Source organism: Paenibacillus donghaensis (genome assembly GCF_002192415.1).
Lineage (GTDB): Bacteria > Bacillota > Bacilli > Paenibacillales > Paenibacillaceae > Paenibacillus_AQ > Paenibacillus_AQ donghaensis.
In genome coordinates this window covers 7,720,218-7,742,612 of the sequence record NZ_CP021780.1, presented here as the reverse complement: position 1 = coordinate 7,742,612, position 22,395 = coordinate 7,720,218, and the positions used below count along the sequence as shown (strand labels likewise).

The following is a 22,395-nucleotide window of genomic DNA, read 5'->3' as shown; positions in this document are numbered from 1 at the left end:
TGCATGCACAATATAAGGGTATCACCTGGCGTAAGCGCTGGGGGTACCCTTTTTTGCGTGGCAATTTACCTTTGACATATAATATGTCAATGCTATAATCGACATATTATATGTCAAAGGATGATGCAAATGAATAACACTCATGCTCTAACCACACTGCAATATTTGGCAATGGTCCATCAGGTCTCCTATACCAAGGTATGCAAGGATCTCGGGGTTACACCACAGCAGTTCTCTGACTGGGTCAAGAAACGGCGTCCGGTTCCCGAAGAACGTCTGAGCCTGCTGGCTGATTATTTCAAAATCGCTCCACACCTCCTGATCGGCGGCAATCACTATTTGCGGGAGCTTACCACCGAGCTGAAGCTGGATATCCAGCTTCTTGTCCTGGAGCAGCAGCTTGAGGCTGCTGAAGACGGCGCAGATCAGGACGGTTACCGCGAGAAGCTTGCCCACTTACGCCGCGAGAGAGCCCAGGCGCAGCAAGTGGATAGATTTACTGCCCTGCTAGAATTGGGTGAACCCTCTGTTGGCAAGCTTTGCGCAGCATTCCTTGACCAGGTGGAGACCGGGAACACCGCACAGCTGGAGAAGCTGCTGCTGCAGAAGGAGGAGGAAGCATGAGCACGGTTATACATCTGAAGCTGCAGGGCAATCATATGATCTGCAAGAATCAGGATGTAATATATGAAGGAGTTTACGTATATTCCAATCAACGCGGGGTACGCAAAACCGCTGCAATCATGCCCCCCGCCGCTCCCGCTTCCTGGGTCTCAATCTATGGAAGTCTTACCGTAACCCAGGTCGGCAAGGAATATCCGAATGGCGGGATGAATGAGGCCGGGCTGGTGGTGGAGCAGACCACACTGTGGCAGACGGAATACCCCGATCCGGCCGGTCATCCGGTCCTGAACGAGCTGCAGTGGATTCAATACATGCTAGATACCTGCCGGACTGTGCCAGAGGTGCTGCAGGCCGCTTCGCAGCTCCGTATCGGTCAGAATACCTCTAAGCTGCATTATGTAATCGCCGATCGTACGGGTGATTGTACAATCCTAGAATTTGTCGACGGCAATATGCTGGTCCACCGTGAGCCGCTGCCCTTGCCTGTACTGGCGAACACGCCTTATCTTCAGGCCGTAGAGGAAATTCAGGCTGATACTGCGGCCTGGCCAGAGTGGGATGACTATGCCCGCAACTCCATGGAGCGTATCCTGCAAGTCACCCGGCAGCTGGATAGCTTGTCCGCCAATGAGGATGTGGTCGACTTCGGCTTCGACCCGTTGCAGGCGCGTCGGGAGGACACCATCGACTTCGGCTTCGACTTGCTCCAGGCGGCGCGTCGGGAGGACACCGTCTTCAGTCTCGTTTACGACCAGCAGCAGCTTACGCTTCATGCCTGCACGGCACGTTATCCGCAGCGCAAGCTGTTTCGTCTTGCCGATTTCGATTTCGCTGCAGGCCAGCCCTCCCACGCCGCCGATCTTCAGCTGCTGGGGACTGGCGCAGCGAGGGAGCAGTTTGTTCCGTACAGCACGGAGTTTAATCTGCGGGCGGTCCGTGGTTTTTTTGAGGACCCGCTGTTGACCTCCGTCTTCCAGTGGCAAATCTCCGAGGAAATGATCCAATTTCTCGGGCGTTATCCGGAGAACCTGGAAGAAACTAAGTGAGCAGGGTGTGAATGAGTCAGACGGATTGGGCAAGCAGTTGAAAGAGTAATAGCGAATGTGGTTACTACACCACTGAGGCCCGTGCGTGGATTGGGAATGTTACTTTGGGCGTGCGGAGTAAATATAGATGTGAAAGTGGTTACTGCTTTAGACCAACGGGGATTTAGCAAGTCATTTGGAACGCTCGAATTAAATAGATGCGAAAGTGGTTACTACTTAAAACCGGCGAAGATTTAGCAGGTCGCCCTGGAACGTTCAGAGCAAATAAATGCGAAAGTGCAACTAATTTCAGCCGAAACACGGACTAGCGGGCGTTTAAGTGCGATTCTGCAACTAATTTCGAGTAAACCTCTCGTCTCACGCTCCAAAGCCCAAATTAGATGCCTTTTTGCATCTATTCCCTCCAAAATGGTAAAAATGCGTCAATTAGATGCACTATCACAACTAAATCAATGGTTTGAACTTAGGAAGCCACCATGGAGCCGAATCTTCGATGTTCTCAGCACCCCAAAGACCTAAGCAGTAACCAATTGTGCACCTAATCCGCAGTAGATCAGGTCAGTTACGGTTGCAAGAAGACTCATTGATGCTTGATTGTCCTGAGACGCCAATAGTTACTATACAAGATGAACTTAAGAATGAAGGTGTGGGTGTGGCGGACAGCTTGATATATAAGAGTTTCTCGCCAACTCCGAATGTAACATTCTTAAGTTCCCGTTCTAGATGAAATTCCTGCAAAAATGCAGGTTCTCTGACTCGCCATGCCTAAAACAAAGAAATTCCTGCGAAAATGCAGGAATTTCTTTGTGATTACAGCTGAAATTGGCTTCAAGCGATTAAAGGATGTATATTTGCAGGCATTCAGGCTAAAAGGCCAGTAGTTGGCAGAAATACCTGCAGATTTGCAGGTTTTGGTTCACTCAGCTGTTCCGACTCGAAGCAGACATAGACACAATCCAGCCCACTCAGCCGAAGCCCTGCCCCGCCACACAATCCCAGCAACCATACAGGCCAACTGCTACTTGGAAGACACACTGGTGCGCGCCAGCTCCTCTTGTTCATCGAAGTAATGATTAAGCAGTTTAAGAAACACATTCGGAAAAGCATAATTCGCCATGTCCTCTCGGGTAATCCAGCGTATGGCGCCACGCTCCTCAGCCGTCTCTGTGCCGTCGGCAAACATCTCCACCTGCTCCGTTGCCGCCTGCACAGCGGCTGCTGCGGCATGCAGGTATGGAGACGCCGCGTTAGCGGCGTCAGCAGCGCCAGCAGAGCCAGCAGCGCCAGCAGCGCCAGCAGCGCCAGCAGCGCCAGCAGCGCCAGCGGCGCCAGCAGCACCAGCGCCGTAAGCCGCGCGGCTCTCCGCCGCCAGCGGCAGAGCCGCCTCTTCCCTGCAGCGATACACCTGCAGGGTCCACACGATATGGCTGAACGTATGCTCAGCAGCCATCCAGTGCCCTTCCGGCCGGGCGGAGATCCCGGCCGTCCGCAGGGACCGGCGCAGCCGGTCCTGCGCCGCGGCCTCCGGCGGCCGCGCGCCAGGCGCGCCGCCTTCCGCAGGCGGCGCCAGCCAATGCGGCAGCTCCCACATGCGGGCGAGTAGCCCGCTGGATGGCCGCTGCCGGATCAGCACCCGGCCCGCGTGCCCGCCGCGGCCCTCCACCAGGGCAGCAAGCCGCTCCTCCGGGCGCGGCGGCTTGGCCTTGGTCTTGACAGGCAGCGAGGTTTCGCAGCCTGCCAGCCGGGCCGCGCAGTGCTCCATCACCGGGCAGGGCAGACAGCGCGGTGATTTCGGCGTGCAGATCAGCGCGCCCAGTTCCATCAGCGCCTGGTTGAAATGGGAGGCCTCACCCTCCGGGATCAGCACGGCGGCCAGGCGCTCCATTTTGACACGGGTAGAGCCCTTGGCAATATCATCCTCCAGCAGGAAATATCGCGACAAAACGCGCATCACATTGCCGTCCACCGCCGGCTCCGGCTGGTTGAAGGCAATACTGAGGATCGCGCCTGCCGTGTACGGACCTACACCCTTGAGCGCAAATACAGCATCGCGGTCGTTTGGAACCTGGCCGCCATACAGCTCCTTCACCTGCTTGGCCGCATGCTGGAGATTGCGCGCCCGCGAATAATAGCCAAGCCCCTCCCAGCATTTCAGCACCTCTTCCTCGGGAGCATCGGCGAGCGCCTCCACCGTAGGAAAACGGTCAATAAAGCGGTTGAAATAGGGAATGACGGTATCCACCCGCGTCTGCTGCAGCATAATTTCCGAGATCCAGATGTAATACGGGTTGCGGTGGCGGCGCCACGGCAGATCACGTTTCTGACCATGATACCACTCAAGCAGATGATGACTGAAGAATCGTTGCACTTGCTCATCCTGCTGCTGTTTCTGTTCGGTCATCCTTACTCTCCTTACTACTATATATTCACAGCTTAAGACTTAAGCTGAGTGTAGTCTGATTCATTACAATCATATCCCGTCAAGCCGTTCCACCACGGCAAAAGCCGACGCCAGCTCACGCCCGTGCGTAATGGTCAGGTGGATGGTATATCCGGCAGGCGGCAGGTTCAATCTGTCCCAGGCAGCGCCTGACAAACCGACTTCCGGTTTGCCATTGCCATCAGGCAGAATCTCAACATCCTGGAAGCCGACGACTCTGCCGATACCGCTGCCCAGTGCTTTAACCACCGCTTCTTTGGCTGCAAACCGCCCGGCTACAAATTCCGCCGCTTTGACCCCTCTGCTATCGGCCAGCCGCTGTTCTCTCGCAGTGAGTACACGGCCCATAAACTTCTTGGCCCTGCCTCTATCCATCAATTCGGTAATCCGCTCAATTTCCAGCACATCGTGCCCAATTCCATAGATCAAATCCTGTCACGCTCCTCATGACGTGTATTGCTAACCGCTTCAATAATGGTATGATTATCCTGTTATCCAAGAAGAAACGGTTTCACAGTCCTCTGCAAAGGGGCGGCGTCCATTTCTGCGAGAAATATAAGGATAATTTATGACGTGAAACCTATACATTCTTATATTTTTAGAAGGAAACCTGACGGAGGTCTAGTTCAGCCCACGCCAGGAGTATCATCCTGAGCTAAGCCTTACTTATTATAGACATTATACAAGAAAGGGGCTACCCCCTATGAACCCTACTCATTTCGAACTTCCTGCCGGAGAAGATTCCGTGCTCCGCTGTACCCGTTTTCCCGCCCGCACGCAGGCCAAAGCCCTCATAGTCGTTGCACACGGTTACAAGGGCTTTAAGGATTGGGGCATGTTCCCTTATGCCGCCTCCGCACTCAGCGAGGACTACGAGGTTATCAGCTTCAATTTCTCCCATGCCGGAGTAGGTGCAGACCTGCTGAATTTCACCGAGCTGGAGAAATTCGCCCGCAACACCTATCAGCGCGAGCTGAAAGACATGGAGATTCTGCTGTCCTACCTCAGCCAGCATCCGAGATACGGCAGCCTGCCGCTGTTCCTGCTCGGACACAGCAGAGGCGCTGGCGACTCTCTCGTCTATGCGCTCGATCATCCGTCCGATATAGCCGGTGTGATCAGCTGGAACGGGATCACCAGCCTGGACCTGTTCACGGCTGAGCAGAAGCAGGAGATGAGAGAACATGGCCGGGCCCATGTGCTTAACGGCCGCACCGGCCAGCAGATGCCGCTCGATGCCGTGATTCTGGAAGATTTGGAACGCCAAGCGCAGCGGTATAACATTCTGACGCGAATGAAGACAGCCAGCTTCCCTGTGGTCCTCATCCAAGGCAGTGAGGACGGCGCACATCTGCGCCGCGGCTCAGAGCAGCTGGCCGCCCTCCGCCCTGATATTGAATGGGTCCAGATTCCGGGCGGCAACCATACCTTCTGCACCGTCCACCCTTTTGCCGGGACCACACCTCAGCTGGAGCAGGCCATCGCCGCCACGCGCGAATTCATCACTGGCATATTAGCAAGGTAAGCGCCTGCCCCCTTATCCTAAGCACACAAACCGCCGCGAAGCCTGCAGTTCCCTTGCAGCTTCGTGGCGGTTTGCGGCTTCAGCCCCTTCTAAGCAAGGCCTTACTCTTCGGTAATGCCCAGAGCCTCGGCTCCTCAGATCCCCGGAATCACATTGCGCTTATGCGCCGTTCTGCGATAATAGGATTCCAGCTTCTGTGCAGCCTCGTCAGCAATCTGCTTGCCCTCCAGGTAGTCACTGTTGTCATCATAGGTGATGCCCAGCTCCGTCTCATCCGTCTGTCCCGGCCAGAGGCCTGCACTCGGTGCTTTGGAAACAACGTCTCCGGGAACTCCGAGATAGCCGGCCAGCTGCCGCACCTGACGTTTGTTGAGCGAGCTTAGCGGCGTGATGTCGACAGCCCCGTCGCCCCACTTGGTATAGAAGCCGGTAATGGCTTCCGAAGCATGGTCCGTACCGACCACCAGCAGATTATTCTCGAAGGAGAGCGCATACTGCAGCACCATACGTGTTCTTGCCTTCACATTGCCTTTGCCCTGATGAGTCATATGACGGTGTTGCCCCAGCCCTTTCAAGCCATGCTCAACCTCCAGCACCATCTCGTTGACGGCATCCTCAATATTGGTCTCCACCGTATGTGTGAGCTCGAAGGCCCGGGCCACTTCATAGCTGTGCTCAATATCCTCCTGAACGCCGTAAGGCTGGAATACGCCAAGCGTGATATAGTCAGTGCCTTCCTGCTCAGTCAGCTCGTCCGTCGCCCGTTTGCACAATCCGGCAGCAACCGCGCTGTCCACCCCGCCGCTGATGGCGATCAGCAGCCCTTTGGCGCCCGCTCCCAGCACATAGGCCTTCAGGAAATCCACGCGTCTGAGCACCTCGGCTTCCACATCGATGGTTGGCTTCACACCCAATGCCGTTATAATCTCAGTCTGCATACTCACCAGCTGCACCCCGTTTCGTCAGTATGGATTCATTCTTGTATAGCGTACAACATATAAATTCTTATATTTTTAACAAAAAATCCCGCAGGCCACCGGAAACCGGCTGCCGCGAGATTCTTATAGCCAAGCAGCTGTTACTGGCACAGACGGTTGAATACATCCTTCAGCTCAGCGGCGATTTCGGCAGCTGAACGGTCTTCAACGGCATGGCGCTCGATGAAATGAACCAGCTCGCCATCCTTCATCAGGGCAATGGAAGGTGAAGACGGCGGATAAGGCGCAAAGTATTCACGCGCTTTCGCTGTAGCTTCCTTCTCCTGGCCTGCGAACACGGTGAACAGGTGGTCCGGCGTAATTTCATTCTGGAGTGCCTGGGCTACGCCCGGACGGCATTGGCCGGCAGCACAGCCGCAGACAGAATTAACAACTACAAGCGCAGTACCTTTGGCGGTTGGAAGTGTTGTTTCCACCTCTTCGGGAGTCATCAGCTCCTGAAATCCGATGCTTGTCAGATCATCCCGCATCGGCTGGATGGAATCCTTCATATATTGATTAAATGACATGGACATTTCTTTGCACTCTCCTTTACACTTTAGCTTTCTCCATAACAGCAGTTACTAACTTTATTATACATTCATACTCTGTGAAAGCAAGAGAGCGGCACTCTGCTCCAGCCAGTATTGACCCCGTTTATAGGAGCAGCCAGGTTTCTCATTCAGCTACTGCAAACCGTGCATTCTCCTCAGAATCATATGGGAAAGAGACCGTGAACAAGGTGCCCACGCCCTCCTGGGATTCAACGGAGATGCTGCCTTCATGCCGCTCCACAATGCTGAGGCACAGCGACAAGCCGAGACCGGTTCCCTGGCTTTTGGTAGTGAAGAACGGCGTGAACAGTTTCTCCCGCTGGCTCTCAGAAATGCCGCTGCCCGTATCCCGGACCAGCAGCTCCACCCGGTCTGCGGTATGGCGTGTTTCCAGTGTAAGCACACCTTTGGCACCCATCGCCTCCATGCTGTTGCGGCCGAGATTAAGGATCAGTTGCTTGATCTCTCTTACATTCAGCTCAAGCAGCGGCAGCGCAGGGCCAAGCCGCAGCTCCACGCTTTGGCCGCGCAGATTGGCATCGGCCCATAGCAGCGGGCTCAGCTCTTCAATAATATGGTGAAGCGGCACCCGCTCTTTATGCGAGACCCGGCTCTGCGCGAGCGACAGAAAGTCATTGATGATGCTGTTGGCGCGGTCCAGCTCTTCCATTACCAGCTGATAATAAGAATTCAGCTCATCCGGACTTTTCTCGCGCATCAGTTGCAGGAAACCCCGCACTACGGCCATCGGATTGCGGATCTCATGGGTGATCCCGGCAGCCATCTGGCCGACCAGTGTGAGCCGTTCCACATTATCCAGCTCGCTGCGCATCTTCTCTTCTTCCGTCAAATCCTGAACAATCAGCACCATGCCGCCAGCCGTATTCTCCCGCTGATGCACCAGCGGCGCGGTGCAGACCAGATAACTTCTGGACTCAAAGGTCACCTTCTCGTTATACCGCTGCATCCGGGCGATGTCATCCAGCAGCCGGAGACCGACTTGTTCATCTACCGAATGGTCGAAGAACCGCTTGATCGGCTTGCCCACAATATCCTCCCTGGCTGCTTCAGGGTAGTGGTTGCGGATTAGCTCCAGCATGAACTCGTTAAGCGCGGTTACGGTCCCGTTGTCATCCAGAGACAAGATACTGAGCGGCATGACATCGGTAATCTGCTGCAGCTTCTCCGACTCGTAGAGAAAATTCTGCGAGAGCCGCTTCATATGCTCCTTGGCTTGCTGCCTGTCCCATGCCGTTTCAATGAAGTAGATAAACAGGGCCCCGATCACAATCGTACAAAAGATATATACAGTAATAACCAGTGTTTCTTGGGAATTCAGCTTGTAGTCCCTGGCGTTACGGTCCAGTATGGGCACCAGGCCAACAAACAGCATGCCCGGCAGCAGCACCATCCACAGCAGCCCGATTTTCTCCATAAGGGTCCCATTCTTGAAGGGTTTAGCCAGAGCAAACAATAATGGATACAAGACAATCCCGGTATTCAGCACCAGATTGCATAGTCCGGCAGGCTCCGAGAACAGAATATTGCAGAATAGAAAAAAAGCAGCCAGACTTATACCAGAACGAAAGCTGCTGTATAATATACCAATGAACGCGGGCAGAATCGCCAGATTCAAATAGGCAACTCCAAATAAGGTTGTCGACAAAATGGAGCAGCAAGTCACACTGAGCGCACAGGAAATCAGCAGAAAATTCTGATCATCCGGAAATTTCCCGTTCCTTCGGGTCATGTACCCTTGATCCAGCCACCATTGAAAAATAACTAAAAAGCAACTGGCAATTGAAATCTGCAATAAAATGTCCTTAACTGCTCCAATAATTACAATCACACCCTCAAATTGGACAAGTTTCCTTACATGCTTAGATTAAATCACACCCGTCGCTTTCTGACAACGGAAATCAGCAAGATTTCACAGGACTACCACAAGCCTATACAATTAGGACTAAAGACACTTTAGGAGCTTGATAAATCATGTATGACGTAATTGTGATCGGAGGAGGTTCTTCAGGTTTGATGGCCAGTGTAGCAGCCAGCAAGTTCGGGGCCAAAGTTCTTCTGATAGATAAGGGCAATACGCTCGGCCGCAAGCTCGGCATCTCCGGCGGCGGCCGCTGCAATGTAACCAATGCCAAGGAGATTGATGAGCTGATCAAGTTCATTCCCGGTAACGGCAGATTCCTGCGCAGCTCACTGGCAGCGTTCAGCAACAAGGATATTGTCGAGTTCTTCGAATCGATGGGCATCCGCCTGAAGGAAGAGGATAACGGCCGGATGTTTCCGGTCTCGGACAAGGCCAAAACCGTTGTCGACGCGCTGGTCGGAAAGATCCGCTCCCAAGGCGTTCATATCAAAGTAGACAGCCCTGTGCGGGAAGTGCTGTTCGAAGGCGGACAGGCCTGCGGGGTTATTCTGAGATCCGGCGAGGTCGTAAGCAGCCATTCCGTCATCATTGCTGTCGGCGGCAAATCGGTGCCGCAGACCGGCTCCCAGGGAGATGGGTACCCTTGGGCGGAAGCTGCGGGGCATACTATTACAGAGCTGTACCCCACCGAGGTTCCGCTGACCTCCGGTGAGGATTACATCAGAAGCAAGGAGCTTCAGGGGTTGTCTATGCGCAATATCAGCCTGTCTGTGTGGAATCCGAAAGGCAAGAAGCTGATTGAGCATGAAGGAGATATGCTTTTTACCCATTTCGGTCTCTCAGGTCCCGTTGCACTGCGCTGCAGCCAGTACGTGGTCAAAGCCCTGAAGCAGTTTGCTGTCCCTTCTGTGACTCTTACCCTCGATCTCTTTCCGGGCAAGACTGCAGAGGAGCTGTACAGCGAAACCTGGGAGCTGGCCAAACAGGATGCCAGAAAAGCAATCAAAAATGTGCTGAAGGCCCAGCTTCCCGACCGTTTGATCCCGTTGCTGCTCAGCAAAGCCGAGCTGAATGAGGACATCACCTTCCATAATATTCCCAAGCAGGCTTGGCTGAGCCTGGCGAAGCTGCTGAAGGCTTTTCCGATTGAGGTGAACGGCACCTTGTCGATTGAACAGGCCTTTGTGACCGGCGGGGGCGTAAATCTGAAAGAGGTTGACCCCAAAACGATGGAATCCAAGCTGATGAAGGGGCTGTTCTTCTGCGGCGAAGTGCTTGATATCCACGGCTATACCGGCGGCTATAATATTACGGCAGCCTTTACAACAGGCCACTCGGCTGGAATCCACGCCGCAGCGGCAGCCTTGACTTGATGCTGCTTGCTAATCCATGAGCGAAACGCGGTGCTCCGCTCATGATTGCACCCTAGAATTCCACAGCACAACAAACAGCGTGACCTGCCTCTTGCGGCGGGTCACGCTGTTGTTGTATATGGCGAATGTCTGCCGGATTGCCCTCCGGCGGAGCGGCTGCATAGGCCCTGCTTTCCCAAGAATATTGGAGAGCCAAGTAATAACACGTAGGTGGCGATAGGGAAATACTACCGTTAGATGCCAGTAGATATTCTGTAATCCCAGCTTATAGGGAAAATATACCGCTAATTCGTCTGTTGATGACGTTTCAGAGTCGAAATGACCTGATTAGTGGTAGAAATTCCCTATAACGCAGCTGCGAAAGCAGTATGCACTCAGGTATTCCACTTATAGGTTGGCGATCCGGCTACATGTAGTTGCAGTTTGGCCTCTGTTTGCTCCGAAAGATCCGAACAATATTCTATAGCTTAATTGGATCTACGAAGTAATCAGGCAGACAGGTTCTAAGTTATCCTTCGATCGCAGCAACCAGAATCGGCTTGCCGCGCGGCTGTTCGCCCTGCCCATCCGGCTCCAGCGTAATAGCCACGGTATCGTACCCTTGCGGGTCGAAGGTGTAATACATCGCCCCCGTTCCTTGCGAGGCCAGGAACGTACCCGCGCTCTGCTTCACGTCGCCCTTGATCAGCCAGACCTGGTACGCTTCGCTTCCGGTCAGTTCCGGCAGCTTCTCGGCCTGGACCAGCAGATGGGTCCCTTTGGCGTCGATGACTATGGTCGCCAGGCCGCTGGCTACAATGTCCTCTGCCGCAGGACCCAGCTGCACCACCTCGTTAACCTTCAACTCGGTGGAGGGAGCTTGCGCAAGTGCGAGCTGCTGCTGCAGTCCGGCCCGTTCCTGGGCCACTGCGGCAAGCTCCTGGCGCAGCCCGCTGATATCCCGCTGCAGCACCGCGGAATAAATGGCCAATGCCGCCGCGACTGCCGCAATTCCGGCGGCCAGCGTACGCAGCCTTCTGCCTCTCTTCACAGAGATCGGATAAGGCCGCGGCGCAGGCGACGGCGTGCTTGGCGCAGGCACCGGGGCCGGAGAAGGCCTGCTGTTCACAGCGGCTGCAGTTCCCGCCCCGGGCGCACCGCCGCCAGCAGCCGAATCCACCACCGGTGCCGCTTGCTGTCCCGGCGCGCCGCCGGCAGACAGCACATGGCCGAGCACGCGGCTCTTCATGCCTGAAGGAGGGGCGACTTCGGCTGAGGCGAGCGGCAGCAGCTCAATGATCGCCCTCAGCTCCTGCACCTGCTCCCGGCACTCGGCACAGGTCAGCATATGCTGCTCGAACCGCAGCTTCTCCGCTTCGTCCAGACCGCCGAGCGCATACATCTCTGCCCATTCACACAGTTCTTTGTCCGTGTTATCCATCGTATCCTTCCCTCCTTCCTTCAAGCCTCAGGTGCTTCTTCATTTGCTTCAGAGCAAGCCGCACACGGCTCTTCACCGTTCCGAGCGGAATATTATAACGCTCAGAGACCTCCTGCTGGGTCATGCCTCCGTAATAAATGGAATCAATCACCTGCTGCTGATCCCGGCTCAGCTCGGTCAGCACCTTGCGCATACGTTCCCCTTCGCTTCTTAGCTCAACCTGAGCCTCTGTATCCGCATGCTCGTCAGCCATCGTATGCAGGGTTGTATCTTCCACTGAAATTCCCTGGTCCCGCACCGATTTGCGGCGCAGCATATCGACGGCGATATTGCGCGTGACCGCGAACATCCAGGTAGTTAATTTACCTTGGGCTTCATCATACCGCTCACTGTGGGTCCATACCCGCAGGAACAGCTCCTGCACCACCTCTTCGGCTGCCATGGCATCCTGTACAATGCGGAAAGCGAACGAATACACGATTCTCTCATAACGGTCATAGAGCCATTCCAGCGCCGCAGGGTCCTTCTCTCCAACAAGCTTCATTAACTCTCTGTCATCCAGAGTTTCTGTCATAAGGGAACCCCTCTCGATATTCTCCCTCTATATTAACCTTCGCGGGAAACAATGAAGAGGATTACTTTTTAAAAGAAAAAATTCGTGGCACTTTATTTCCAGTATGGAAACTAAAGCTCCAGATTATGCCTTATCTATGACTATCTGCCCAGGCGAATGGCGGTATACACCCTCGAAATCAGCAGGCCGGCCGCAGCCCCCACCGGGATAAACAGCAGCAGCCCCCACCAGGAATAGACGGGAATACAGACTACAGCTGCACACAGCACCGTATAGGGAATCAGCAGCAGGGGAATGGTGCGTGCCCCGGCTTCCGCCTTTTGTTCTTTGGTGAAGGGCAGAATGCCAATATAATCGTCTCCGGCAAAAAAAATCCAGAACGAGGTCAGCCAGTAAGCGAACAATAAAGACAACACTATGAATATAATCCACTTCAGCACGGCCGGCACAATAAAAATCGCCACCAGGGAGACTCCCATAAATTGCAGGTACAGCTTCAGATGGGCCGGGTTGCGCAGCAGCGCTTTGACGGCGGCGGCGGCGAACCGGCTCTCCGGCTCTGTGGACTTCAGCAGCGGCTGCGATTTGCGGAAAATCCAGGGCTTGTGCCGGGTCGGACGCGGCTTGTCCAGCACACCGCGCAGCATCAGCGCCGCGATCCGCATCCGCTGCTTGTAGTCCTCGCGCACATCATTCAGGAACGTGCCCTGCAGGCCCAGCCGCAACCGGATCGCGAGGATGGCTCCCGCCGCAAACAGACACGCGGTGATCCACAGCACCAGTGGCTGACTGCTTCCATACAGTACAACCCGTACATAAATGCCGCAGGGCAGCACTACTCCCGGAAGCTGCCACAGCCAGCGGCGCCAGCCTTGGCGCTGCACTTTGACGATGTGGGACATCGGCTTGATGAACCAGCTGGCGGTGATGCTCAGCACGAGCAATGCGGCGGCAGCATCGGCAGACCATCCGAAGCTGCGGATCAGGAAAGGCAGAAGCAGAACAAAGACAGCAGCTATTTTGAGCGTCGTCAGGATCAGGCTGTACACGATTCCCCGCAGCATAATCGTCCTGATCCATTCGGTACGCTGCTTCAGAAACAGCAGATCGCCCTCCTGTAAGAGCAGCAGCATTCCCCCTCGGCTCAGCACGAGCACGAGCAGGACGGCAGCCAGCGAGAACGGGATGTTTCCGATCCAGTCCGGCAACGGCTCATTCCAGAAGCCGAGGTAGAAACGGCCCCCAAGCAGGCCGCCGGGAATGATGAAATAGAGCAACACCGTCCAGTCGGCGGCCGTGCGGATGATCTTCTGCTGTTCATGCATATGGGACCTCAGCCGCCGCCAGAATAGACGCCGCGCGGTAGGAAAGGTGAAGGCAGTCTGCTTGACAGCAGCATGAGCCTCTTCGGCAACGAGCTTGCGGGTGCTCATGTTAATTCGTCGAAGCAATCAAACAACGACGCCTCCGGCAGTCCGGCCTCGGAGCGGATATCATCCAGCGTTCCCCAGGCCGTCATCTGCCCTTCGGAGATCAGCACAAACGAATCGCAGATTTTCTCAGCCGTATCCAGCACATGGGTAGACATCAGCACTCCGGCGCCCCGCTCGCGTTCCGCCTCCAAGAGACGCAGGAAATCCTTCGTGGCCCGCGGGTCCAATCCGATAAACGGCTCATCGACAATATATACATCCGGCTGCACGAGGAAACCGAGCATCAGCATCATTTTTTGCTTCATGCCTTTCGAGAAGCCGGAAGGAAGGTCATTGCGCACATGCTCCATTTTAAACTGCTTCAACAGTCTTTCCGCCGTGGACTCAAATAGGCCGAACTTCAGCCCGTAAGCTGCAGCTGCTAAATCCAGATGCTCCCACAACGTCAAATCCTCATAGAACACAGGCTGCTCGGGCACATAAGCATAAGACTTGCTGGCTCCCCCTATCATCACTTTGGCTTTGGAGTATTTGAGCAGCCCCAGGAGCGCCTTGATCGTGGTACTTTTGCCTGCACCGTTAGGTCCGATCAGTCCCAGCAGCTCGCCCTTGCGCACCTGAAAGGAGATATCGACAATCCGCGTATCTCCAGCCTCATAGCCTGCCGCTTCAATGGCAACGTCAAGCACAACCCCTTCGCCCAGCTCCTGCTCTGTTTCTAAGTCTTCCATGATCCATCTCCCACATCTGATTGAATAAGTGCCTTCTCTGTCTTTCATTATACGAATAATCTAGAAGCTTCCACAAATATTTGATTCACAAGGTTAAGCATACCTGCAGTTTGCACTAAATAAAATGATATTTCTCCATTGTCACCGGCAAATGGAACTGGCTGCGGAACACTGCGGATGGCCTGTACCGAACACCTTCTTTTTTCATCCTATCCATGTTCGTTTCTTCTTCCCTGATCATCTGTTTCCAACAGCCTTATAGTAAATTATTGGAACACTGCGGAGCATCCGTCCCGGGCTGTAAATGATACCTGCCCCAGCGGATGAGAGGGATTTCCGCACTGCGACCGGGAGGAAACAACGTTTTTTTATACCACGGAATGATATTGTTTGATTTTTAATAATTAAAAGTGTGCTCATTGTGACAAATCACATGTTCTTCATCGTTTCTTTAACGTATTGTAAAGTTATCTCAAAAACCGCTGCACAGGTTACCGGTGCATTTCAGGGCAAGGATTCTAAACCGTGCGGGCGAGCTCACACGATTAACCATAAAGGGTGGAGAAGCTATGATACAATCTTATGAACGTGATACTCAGTTAACCTTGCATTTGTACCGCGTATTCGCAAAATCCTTCAAGAGTATTAATGAACACGCTGTTACGGGCAGCAAGATTGAAGGGTTCAACCCGACCGCCTTCGCTGTGATGGAAGTTCTGTACTACAAGGGTGCACAGCCGATCCAGCAGATTGGCGCCAAGCTGCTATTGCAGAGCGGCAACGTTACCTACGTAATAGACAAGCTGGAAGAACGCGGCTACCTGCAGCGCAAGCCTTGCCCGAGCGATCGCCGTGTTATTTTTGCCGAGCTGACTACGGAAGGCGAACGCTTAATGAACGAGTTGTATCCGAAGTACTCGGAGCGGCTTCACCTGGCCTTCAGCGGCCTGAGTGACGAGGAGAAGGAGCAGATGATTACCCTGCTCAAGAAGATGGGTCTTCAAGCCGAGAAGCTCTCCCCGCTTCCGCGCAAGTAGAGGCTGATGATTTCAGTCGGTAAGCAGAACTGAAAGAGGCAATGCCGGGATAACACCCGGCATTGCCTCTTTGTGCTTATAACAAAATTAGTTGGTTTGGTTGGTTTGGTTGGTTTAGTTGGTTTAGTTGGTTTAGTTGGTCGGGGTGTTGTGGCATTGGTATCAACCTCACACATATACTCGCTATAGGGACCGTTAGTTGGCAAACTCCTTGTTTCTGGAGGCGCTACGGGCCGCGGGTAATTAGGTTGATCCTACTAGGTTCAAGCGCGGATTTAGAAGGTTGCTCTGGACCATTTCGGGCAAATAGATGCGAAAGTGGTTACTACTTAGGACCCTGCGACACTCCAAGCCCTTGAACTAGGTAACCTGCATTCTAGCGGACCGTATAGCCCCTATTTCCTCCTATCTGCGATCTTTTGACGTCTTACGGACCGTATAGCCCCTAAGTCGTCAAAACAGGCTCTAAAGCGAGGGTTTTCTGTGATATAGAGGCTCCTGGGTCCGTTAATCCTGCAAAACGGCCTATGTACAGCAAATAGAGGCTCCTGAGTCCGCAACCGTCTGAAATCGAAGCGAGGGTTATGAGCGAAGAGGGCTAGGGGACCTAAGTAGTAACCGAAAGTGCAGTTAATTTAAGCCAAATCATCAGCCAACGATCGATTAAGTGCGATTCTGCAACTAATTTCGAGTAAATCTGGGCTCTGACGCTCAGAAAGCCAAATTAGATGCCTTTTTGCACTTAATTCCTCCAAAATGCAAAAAATCCGCCAATTAGATGCACTTCCGCAACTAAATCAAAGTTTCGAGCCTATCAAGCCACTACGGAGCTGAGTTTTCTATCCTATCCTCATGCCGAGGCCTAAGTGATCAGCAACGCGCTGCCTCATGCCAAGCATTCTGCTTCTACACTTTATTCGGAGCTGGCTCCGCATCCAGTGTGGACGGCAGGCCTCTCTTCAGAGCAGACGAGATCAGCAATGACAGCACGGCGAACACAGCCATGACGATAAACAGTGAATGCAGACCGCCTTCCAGTGCACTGCGCAGACCACTGCCGGCCGATCCGGCAAGCGCACCCGCTGTATTCGGGTCGAGCAGCTTGTTAATATCGGCGCTTGCAAGGGCAGCAGAACTGTCCTGCTTAGCCAGCAGCCAGCCGATGTTCAGGTTCAGCCAGGAGCCGAACAAGGCGACTCCGATCGTCTGCCCAAGTGAACGGGTGAAGGTATTCAGCGCGGTGGAAGCACCTCGCCGGGCCTGCTCCACCGAAGACTGGGCGATGATGGTGAAGACTATCGAGGCATACCCGAAGCCAACCCCGCAGGCCAGCATCAGCGCCAGCAGCAGTAGCTGGGAGGATTCGGCTGTCATAAAGACCATTCCGGTTGCACCAGCGGCAATCAGTGCCAAGCCCAGCATAGCAGTGCTTCGCATACCCGCACGCATGATCATCCGGCCCCCTGCAATAGAGCCAAGCATCCAACCGACCGACATGGGAGCCAGCAGCAATCCCGAAACAGCGGCACTTTCTCCGTTTACTCCCTGCACCCATAGCGGCACATAAGTCGTAAGGCCGATAATCAATGTGCTGACCAGCAGATTGGCTCCTGTCGAGACCGCAATATTGCGGATGGAGAACAGGTTCAGCGGCAGCATAGGCTCCGCCGCATGGCGCTCCACATACAGGAAGACGGCCAGCAGCAGAACGGCCGCACCGAGCAGAGCCAGCAACAGCGGCGAACTCCAGGGCAGGCTCTGGCCGCCGAGGGTTAAACCGAGCAGCAGCGCACCCATGCCTGCCGCAAACAGCAATACGCCCGGAATATCAAGGGCTGTCTTCCGCCGCACCTTGTCTTCCTTGAAGTAACGGGCAATAAACAGAATCGACAGCACGCCAAATGGCAGATTAAATACAAAGATCCAACGCCAGCTCAAATAATCCACTACATACCCGCCGAGCAGCGGTCCAGCCAGTGAGGAGATTCCCCACACCGAGCTTAACAGCCCTTGGGTTTTGGCCCGCTCCCTGATACTATAGATATCTCCAATAATGGTAAAAGTCATCGGGATAAGCGCCCCTGCTCCTATCCCCTGAATCAATCGGAACACAATCAGCTGCTCCATATTCTGTGAAATTCCGCATAACAGCGAACCGAGCAAAAAAACCGCTGCGCCCCCCATAAAGACGGGCTTACGGCCAATCAGGTCACTCAGCTTGCCGAAGATCGGTGTGGTTACAGCCATAGCAAGCAGATAAGCGGTGAATATCCAGCTCAGCCACTGTATTCCTTGAAAATCACCTACAATCGCCGGACCCGCCGGTCCCGTGACCGTTCCTTCAATGGCTGCCAGAAAAGTAGCCAGCAGCACGCCAGTCAATATCAGCTTTCTTTCCTTATCCCCCATTGCCTTCAATGATTACAACCCTCTCTGTATCTATTCTGTATACTTCCAATCCGGGCGCAGCACCGCGTGCAGCAGGATGTCCTGGAAACCGGCAGCCGTATGGCGGTATTGCCGCAGCAGACCTTCCTGCCGGAAGCCAAGCGACCTTGCCAGCCTGGACATCCGGGCATTGTCCGGATGACATAATGCTTCAATTCGGTTCAGCCCCATCACCTCAAAGCCATAATTCAGTGCCAGGATCAGCGCTTCCCTCATCAATCCTTGGCCCCAGAACGCCGGCGAAAGGTCGCAGCCGATTTCCCCACGATAGGCGCCCTGCAGCTGCCAACGGTTGTACCCGCAGCTGCCAATCACTTCGCCCGATGGCCCGATAATACTCCAGCGCAGACTCTCTTCCTCCTGTGCCATTTCTGACAACAGCGTGATCAGCTGTTCCGTAACGGTGACAGAGGTAAGCGGCGGAGCACCTAGCCAGCGCGCCACCTGCGGATGAGACCAAATATGAAACAATGCCGGAGCATCCCTGGTGGTCATAGGCCGCAGCTGTAATCTTGGTCCGGCCAGTGCCGGAATGACCCCACCACAAACATACAAGGCATCTGTCCCCTTTCGGCTTGCTTCAATCTTATACCATTCTCAAGTTATTATATATAACCAAGCAGAAACAGCTTTGCCGTCCTTTTTAAGAGAGCCTACGCTTCCGAAGCAGCGATACTCCGTATCACTTTCAGGTACCGTTTCATATACTTTTTATATTGTTAAAAATAACGTCCGCAGCAGAAGGTTTATCCCCCTGATACAGACGTTTCATCGTACATTTATCCTGTAGTTCCAGCTGCCTTGACCGGCCCCAGCACTTCAGTACATAATACCTTGAGCTTGGACTGGATGGCTTTGAATTCCTCAATCCCCGTACCGGTGATGCTGTAGCCTTCACCATGGGCGGTCAGGAAATTCTCCTGCGTCAGCCGCTCCAACTCCTGCTTCACTTCGCGCTCGGCTACACGGTATCCCAGTTCCTCTAGTATAGGCTGCATTTCTATGATTGTTAAGTCCTTCTCATGTGCTTGATACAGCATGTGAATCCCTATGAATAAGTTCTGTACATCGGCGCGCATATCCCACTCCTTCTGGCCCGTAAGCCTTCGGTATTTATAATTGCATTACCCGCCCGGCCGATGCCGGAAACATTCCTCATAGCTTATTGTCCTTCTGAAGCTTGACGTATCCTCTGCAGCTGTAATATGTTATTATTTACAGTTATGGATTCATACTGATTCAAGGTACAGGAAGGTGATGCTTCATGTTTCAAGCGATGCCTTACGATGGAACACGCAGCGAACGGTTCGAAGGCGTTCTCTCGCAGCTGGCTGCGCTAATGAAAGACGAGCCGAGTGCGATAGCCAATCTGGCCAACGCTTCTGCGCTGCTTAAATTCTCATTGCCGGACACCAACTGGGCCGGGTTCTATTTATTTGATGGCAAGGAACTGGTGCTTGGTCCTTTCCAAGGACTTCCTGCTTGTATCCGCATCCCGCTCTCACGCGGCGTATGCGGAACTGCCGCCACCCAGCGCCGCACTCTTGTCGTTGGGGATGTTCACGCTTTTCCGGGACATATTGCCTGTGATGCCGCGTCCAACAGCGAGATTGTAGTTCCGCTGATTAAGGAGGACCGGCTGCTCGGCGTAATGGATATCGACAGCCCGCTGAAACACCGCTTCGATGATGAGGAACGCAGATTTCTGGAACGCTTCGCCGCTATGGTCGCAGAGGTTATCTAAGCACACAAGTGGAAACGGCTACGCCGTCCTTTTAGAAGGACGTTGGAGTTTCAGCGAGAAATAGAAGAATAAAGGATAATGGGTAACATGCACAAAGGCTGCGCTCTCCCGCATGGGAAAACGCAGCCTTTGTCTATGTCCTTACAGCTTACAGCTTCACAGGAAGAATATTCCAGATTTCGGAAGCATACCTGCTAATCGTATTGTCACTGGAGAACTTGCCGGAATGGCCAATATTGATAATCGACTTCTTCAGCCATTCCTTCTGGTTGCGGTAGGCGCGGTCAATTTCGACATGGGTCTCCACATAACCGGCGAAATCCTTCAACACAAAGAACTCATCATTGTTGTCCAGCAGCGTTTGGTAGATGGTCTCGAACTCCTGGGCGTGGGCGCTGAATGGCCCTTGCAGGATCAGCTGGTCCAGCACTTCCTTCACACGCCCGTCACCGTAGTAGACGTCACGCGCGTGATAGCCGCCATACTGGTAATAATCCATTACCTGCTCGGCACGGAGGCCGAACAGGAACATGTTCTGGTCTCCGACCATCTCATGCATCTCCACATTGGCCCCATCCATCGTGCCGATGGTTAAGGCTCCGTTCATCATAAACTTCATATTGCCGGTACCGGAGGCTTCCTTGCTGGCTGTAGAGATCTGTTCGCTGACATCGGCGGCCGGAATAATCTTCTCCGCCAGCGATACGGAATAATTCTCCAGGAAGAAAATACGGATCTTGCCCTTGATCTGCGGGTCCTTGTTCACGACATCAGCTACGGTATTAATCAGCTTAATAATCCGTTTGGCCAGATGATAGCTCGGAGCGGCCTTCGCGCCGAAGATGAAGGTGCGCGGTACGATATCCATCGACGGATTGTCTTTGATCTGATTATACAGATGCATAATATGCAGCACATTCAGCAGCTGGCGCTTGTAGGCATGGAGCCGTTTGACCTGCACATCGAAGATGGAGTCGGGATCAACCGAAACCCCGTGCTTGCCCTGGATGTATTCTGCCAGGCGCTGCTTGTTGCGGCGTTTGATCGTGGCAACCTGCTCCTGAAAGGAGGAATCCTCACAGTATTTGATCAGGCCGATCATCTCCTGTGGATGATGAATCCAGCGGGTTCCGATCGAATCGTTAATCAACCCGCTCAGCTCCGGGTTGGCGTGCAGCAGCCAGCGCCGGTGGGTGATGCCATTGGTCTTATTGTTGAAGCGGTGCGGATACATTTCATTGAACAGGCGCATCTCCCGCTTTTGGAGAATCTCCGTATGCAGAGCTGCTACACCGTTGACGCTATGGCTTGCCACAATCGCAAGATGGGCCATCCGCACCTGATCTTCATGGATGATCGCCATCTGGTTGATCCGTTCCTGATCCCCCGGATACCGCGCCATCAGCTCCCCGCAGAAGCGGGCATTGATCTCCTCGATGATCAGGAAGATCCGCGGCAGCAGCTCCCGGACCATCTGGATGGGCCATTTCTCCAGCGCTTCACTAAGAATAGTGTGGTTGGTGTAAGAGACCATCCGGGTCGTCATGCCCCAGGCCTGATCCCAGCTGAGCTGATGCTCATCCATCAGAATGCGCATCAGCTCGGGAATCACCAGCGTCGGGTGGGTGTCATTGATATGAAGCGCCACCTTATCCGCCAGGGACGTGATAGGCAATCCAAGCTTGCTGTACGTACGGATAATGCTCTGAAGGCCGGCGCTGCAGAGGAAATACTGCTGCTTCAGGCGAAGCAGCTTGCCTTCATATTCGGAATCATCCGGGTACAGGAACTCGGAGATCTGCTCAATGGAACGTTTGTATTCCAGGAACTTGTGATAATCCGTACCTGCCAAGGAGCCGAAGGTCCGGGAGGGCTGGGTGATCGACTCCGCACTCCAGTTGCGCAGCGTGTTCACATGCCGCCGGTCTGCACCGATGATCGGAACATCATAAGGAACCGCGCGTACAGCCTCATAGCCCTTATGCTCAAACACCAGCTCACCGTTCTCTTCCCCGGTCTCCACACGCCCCCAGAACTTCACTTCCACCTGCTTGTCTTCCCGGCGCACTTCCCATACGTTATCATTCTGCAGCCAGTAATCGGGCAGTTCCACCTGATACCCGTCAACGATCTTCTGCTCGAACAGGCCGTACTTATAACGTATGCCGCAGCCGTGGCCGGCATATTGCAGCGAGGCCAGCGAGTCCAGGAAGCAGGCGGCCAGCCGCCCAAGTCCACCATTGCCCAGACCGGCATCCGCCTCCACTTCCTCCACATCCGCCAGACAGAAACCAAGCTCAGACAATCCTTCGCGCACAACCTCCAGCACGCCCATATTAAGCAGATTGTTGCCGAGGAGCCTGCCGATCAGAAATTCCATTGAAAAATAGTATACCTGCTTCTCCTTATCGGCCTTGTACTTCTGATTGGTATCCGCCCAATTTCTTCCGGCATTCTCGCGGATCATGTTGCCCACAATATTATAGATATCCGCATTTGAAGCTTCTTCAAGCGGCTTGCCCAATTTCCCGATGAGTGTCTCGCGGAACACTTTTTTGAACGTTTCTTTATCGTTGAACAACAGCAG

The 22,395-nt window shown here is 53.9% G+C and carries 19 protein-coding genes; 6 read left to right on the top strand and 13 right to left on the bottom strand.

The window, feature by feature from the left end; translation table 11 throughout:
• Positions 1-129: 129 nt before the first annotated feature.
• A complete protein-coding gene (locus tag B9T62_RS35145; protein WP_087919496.1) occupies positions 130-624 on the top strand; it encodes a helix-turn-helix domain-containing protein in 495 nt (164 codons plus the stop codon).
• Positions 621-1,670, top strand: coding sequence for a linear amide C-N hydrolase (locus tag B9T62_RS35140; protein ID WP_087919495.1), 1,050 nt, complete (start codon positions 621-623; stop codon positions 1,668-1,670). Before B9T62_RS35145 ends, B9T62_RS35140 begins: the two co-directional genes overlap by 4 nt.
• Positions 1,671-2,688: 1,018 nt before the next feature.
• On the opposite strand, the gene mutY is transcribed toward B9T62_RS35140, so the two are convergent.
• Together mutY and acpS are read right to left on the bottom strand one after the other, a co-directional pair.
• Positions 2,689-4,071 (bottom strand): A/G-specific adenine glycosylase, encoded by a 1,383-nt coding sequence (mutY, locus tag B9T62_RS35135; protein WP_087919494.1) that lies wholly within the window; start codon positions 4,069-4,071, stop codon positions 2,689-2,691.
• A 69-nt stretch (positions 4,072-4,140) separates the two neighbouring features.
• A complete protein-coding gene (gene acpS / locus B9T62_RS35130) occupies positions 4,141-4,539 on the bottom strand; it encodes a holo-ACP synthase (protein ID WP_087919493.1) in 399 nt (132 codons plus the stop codon).
• A 274-nt stretch (positions 4,540-4,813) separates the two neighbouring features.
• On the opposite strand from acpS, the gene B9T62_RS35125 reads away from it, so the two are divergent.
• Entirely contained in the window at positions 4,814-5,635 is an 822-nt protein-coding gene (locus B9T62_RS35125; RefSeq protein WP_087919492.1) for an alpha/beta hydrolase family protein, read from the top strand.
• Positions 5,636-5,769: 134 nt separating this feature from the next.
• Here the strand turns inward: B9T62_RS35125 and nadE are convergent, their stop codons facing one another.
• From nadE to B9T62_RS35110, 3 genes are all read right to left on the bottom strand, one after another.
• The gene (gene nadE, locus B9T62_RS35120) at positions 5,770-6,579 is read right to left on the bottom strand and encodes an ammonia-dependent NAD(+) synthetase (protein ID WP_087919491.1); all 810 of its coding nucleotides are present in this window, start codon (positions 6,577-6,579) and stop codon (positions 5,770-5,772) included.
• Between the two features lie 134 nt (positions 6,580-6,713).
• Positions 6,714-7,148, bottom strand: coding sequence for a BrxA/BrxB family bacilliredoxin (locus B9T62_RS35115; protein ID WP_087919490.1), 435 nt, complete (start codon positions 7,146-7,148; stop codon positions 6,714-6,716).
• A 142-nt stretch (positions 7,149-7,290) separates the two neighbouring features.
• Positions 7,291-8,916, bottom strand: a complete 1,626-nt coding sequence (locus tag B9T62_RS35110) for a two-component system sensor histidine kinase NtrB (protein WP_087919489.1) — start codon at positions 8,914-8,916, stop codon at positions 7,291-7,293.
• Positions 8,917-9,155: 239 nt separating this feature from the next.
• Here B9T62_RS35110 and B9T62_RS35105 point away from each other — a divergent pair, with 239 nt between their 5' ends.
• The gene (locus tag B9T62_RS35105; protein WP_087919488.1) at positions 9,156-10,421 is read left to right on the top strand and encodes a BaiN/RdsA family NAD(P)/FAD-dependent oxidoreductase; all 1,266 of its coding nucleotides are present in this window, start codon (positions 9,156-9,158) and stop codon (positions 10,419-10,421) included.
• A gap of 508 nt (positions 10,422-10,929) precedes the next feature.
• On the opposite strand, the gene B9T62_RS35100 is transcribed toward B9T62_RS35105, so the two are convergent.
• The 4 genes from B9T62_RS35100 to B9T62_RS35085 form a co-directional block, all read right to left on the bottom strand.
• Positions 10,930-11,841 carry an anti-sigma factor domain-containing protein gene (locus B9T62_RS35100; protein WP_087919487.1) on the bottom strand — a complete coding sequence of 304 codons (912 nt, stop codon included), beginning with the start codon at positions 11,839-11,841 and terminating at the stop codon, positions 10,930-10,932.
• Complete coding sequence (locus B9T62_RS35095; RefSeq protein WP_087919486.1) at positions 11,834-12,415, bottom strand: RNA polymerase sigma factor; 582 nt, start codon at positions 12,413-12,415, stop codon at positions 11,834-11,836. Before B9T62_RS35095 ends, B9T62_RS35100 begins: the two co-directional genes overlap by 8 nt.
• A 140-nt stretch (positions 12,416-12,555) precedes the next feature.
• On the bottom strand, positions 12,556-13,866 hold the full coding sequence (locus B9T62_RS35090; protein WP_169834484.1) for an ABC transporter permease: 1,311 nt from the start codon (positions 13,864-13,866) through the stop codon (positions 12,556-12,558).
• A complete protein-coding gene (locus B9T62_RS35085; protein ID WP_087919484.1) occupies positions 13,845-14,579 on the bottom strand; it encodes an ABC transporter ATP-binding protein in 735 nt (244 codons plus the stop codon). Before B9T62_RS35085 ends, B9T62_RS35090 begins: the two co-directional genes overlap by 22 nt.
• Positions 14,580-15,148: 569 nt before the next feature.
• Between B9T62_RS35085 and B9T62_RS35080 the strand changes: the two genes are divergently transcribed.
• Positions 15,149-15,616: a MarR family winged helix-turn-helix transcriptional regulator gene (locus B9T62_RS35080; protein WP_087919483.1), complete on the top strand. Its 468-nt coding sequence runs from the start codon at positions 15,149-15,151 to the stop codon at positions 15,614-15,616.
• A gap of 906 nt (positions 15,617-16,522) precedes the next feature.
• Here B9T62_RS35080 and B9T62_RS35075 read toward each other — a convergent pair.
• The 3 genes from B9T62_RS35075 to B9T62_RS35065 all read right to left on the bottom strand — a co-directional run bounded on the left by B9T62_RS35075 (position 16,523) and on the right by B9T62_RS35065 (position 19,143).
• Positions 16,523-18,025 carry an MDR family MFS transporter gene (locus B9T62_RS35075; RefSeq protein ID WP_087920549.1) on the bottom strand — a complete coding sequence of 501 codons (1,503 nt, stop codon included), beginning with the start codon at positions 18,023-18,025 and terminating at the stop codon, positions 16,523-16,525.
• Positions 18,026-18,055: 30 nt separating this feature from the next.
• Positions 18,056-18,619, bottom strand: coding sequence for a GNAT family N-acetyltransferase (locus B9T62_RS35070; protein ID WP_087919482.1), 564 nt, complete (start codon positions 18,617-18,619; stop codon positions 18,056-18,058).
• Between the two features lie 224 nt (positions 18,620-18,843).
• Entirely contained in the window at positions 18,844-19,143 is a 300-nt protein-coding gene (locus B9T62_RS35065; protein WP_087919481.1) for a hypothetical protein, read from the bottom strand.
• A 185-nt stretch (positions 19,144-19,328) separates the two neighbouring features.
• Between B9T62_RS35065 and B9T62_RS35060 the strand changes: the two genes are divergently transcribed.
• Positions 19,329-19,808, top strand: coding sequence for a GAF domain-containing protein (locus B9T62_RS35060; protein WP_087919480.1), 480 nt, complete (start codon positions 19,329-19,331; stop codon positions 19,806-19,808).
• A gap of 148 nt (positions 19,809-19,956) precedes the next feature.
• Here B9T62_RS35060 and B9T62_RS35055 read toward each other — a convergent pair whose 3' ends face one another.
• Positions 19,957-22,389, bottom strand: a complete 2,433-nt coding sequence (locus B9T62_RS35055; protein WP_087919479.1) for a glycogen/starch/alpha-glucan phosphorylase — start codon at positions 22,387-22,389, stop codon at positions 19,957-19,959.
• Positions 22,390-22,395: the final 6 nt, after the last annotated feature.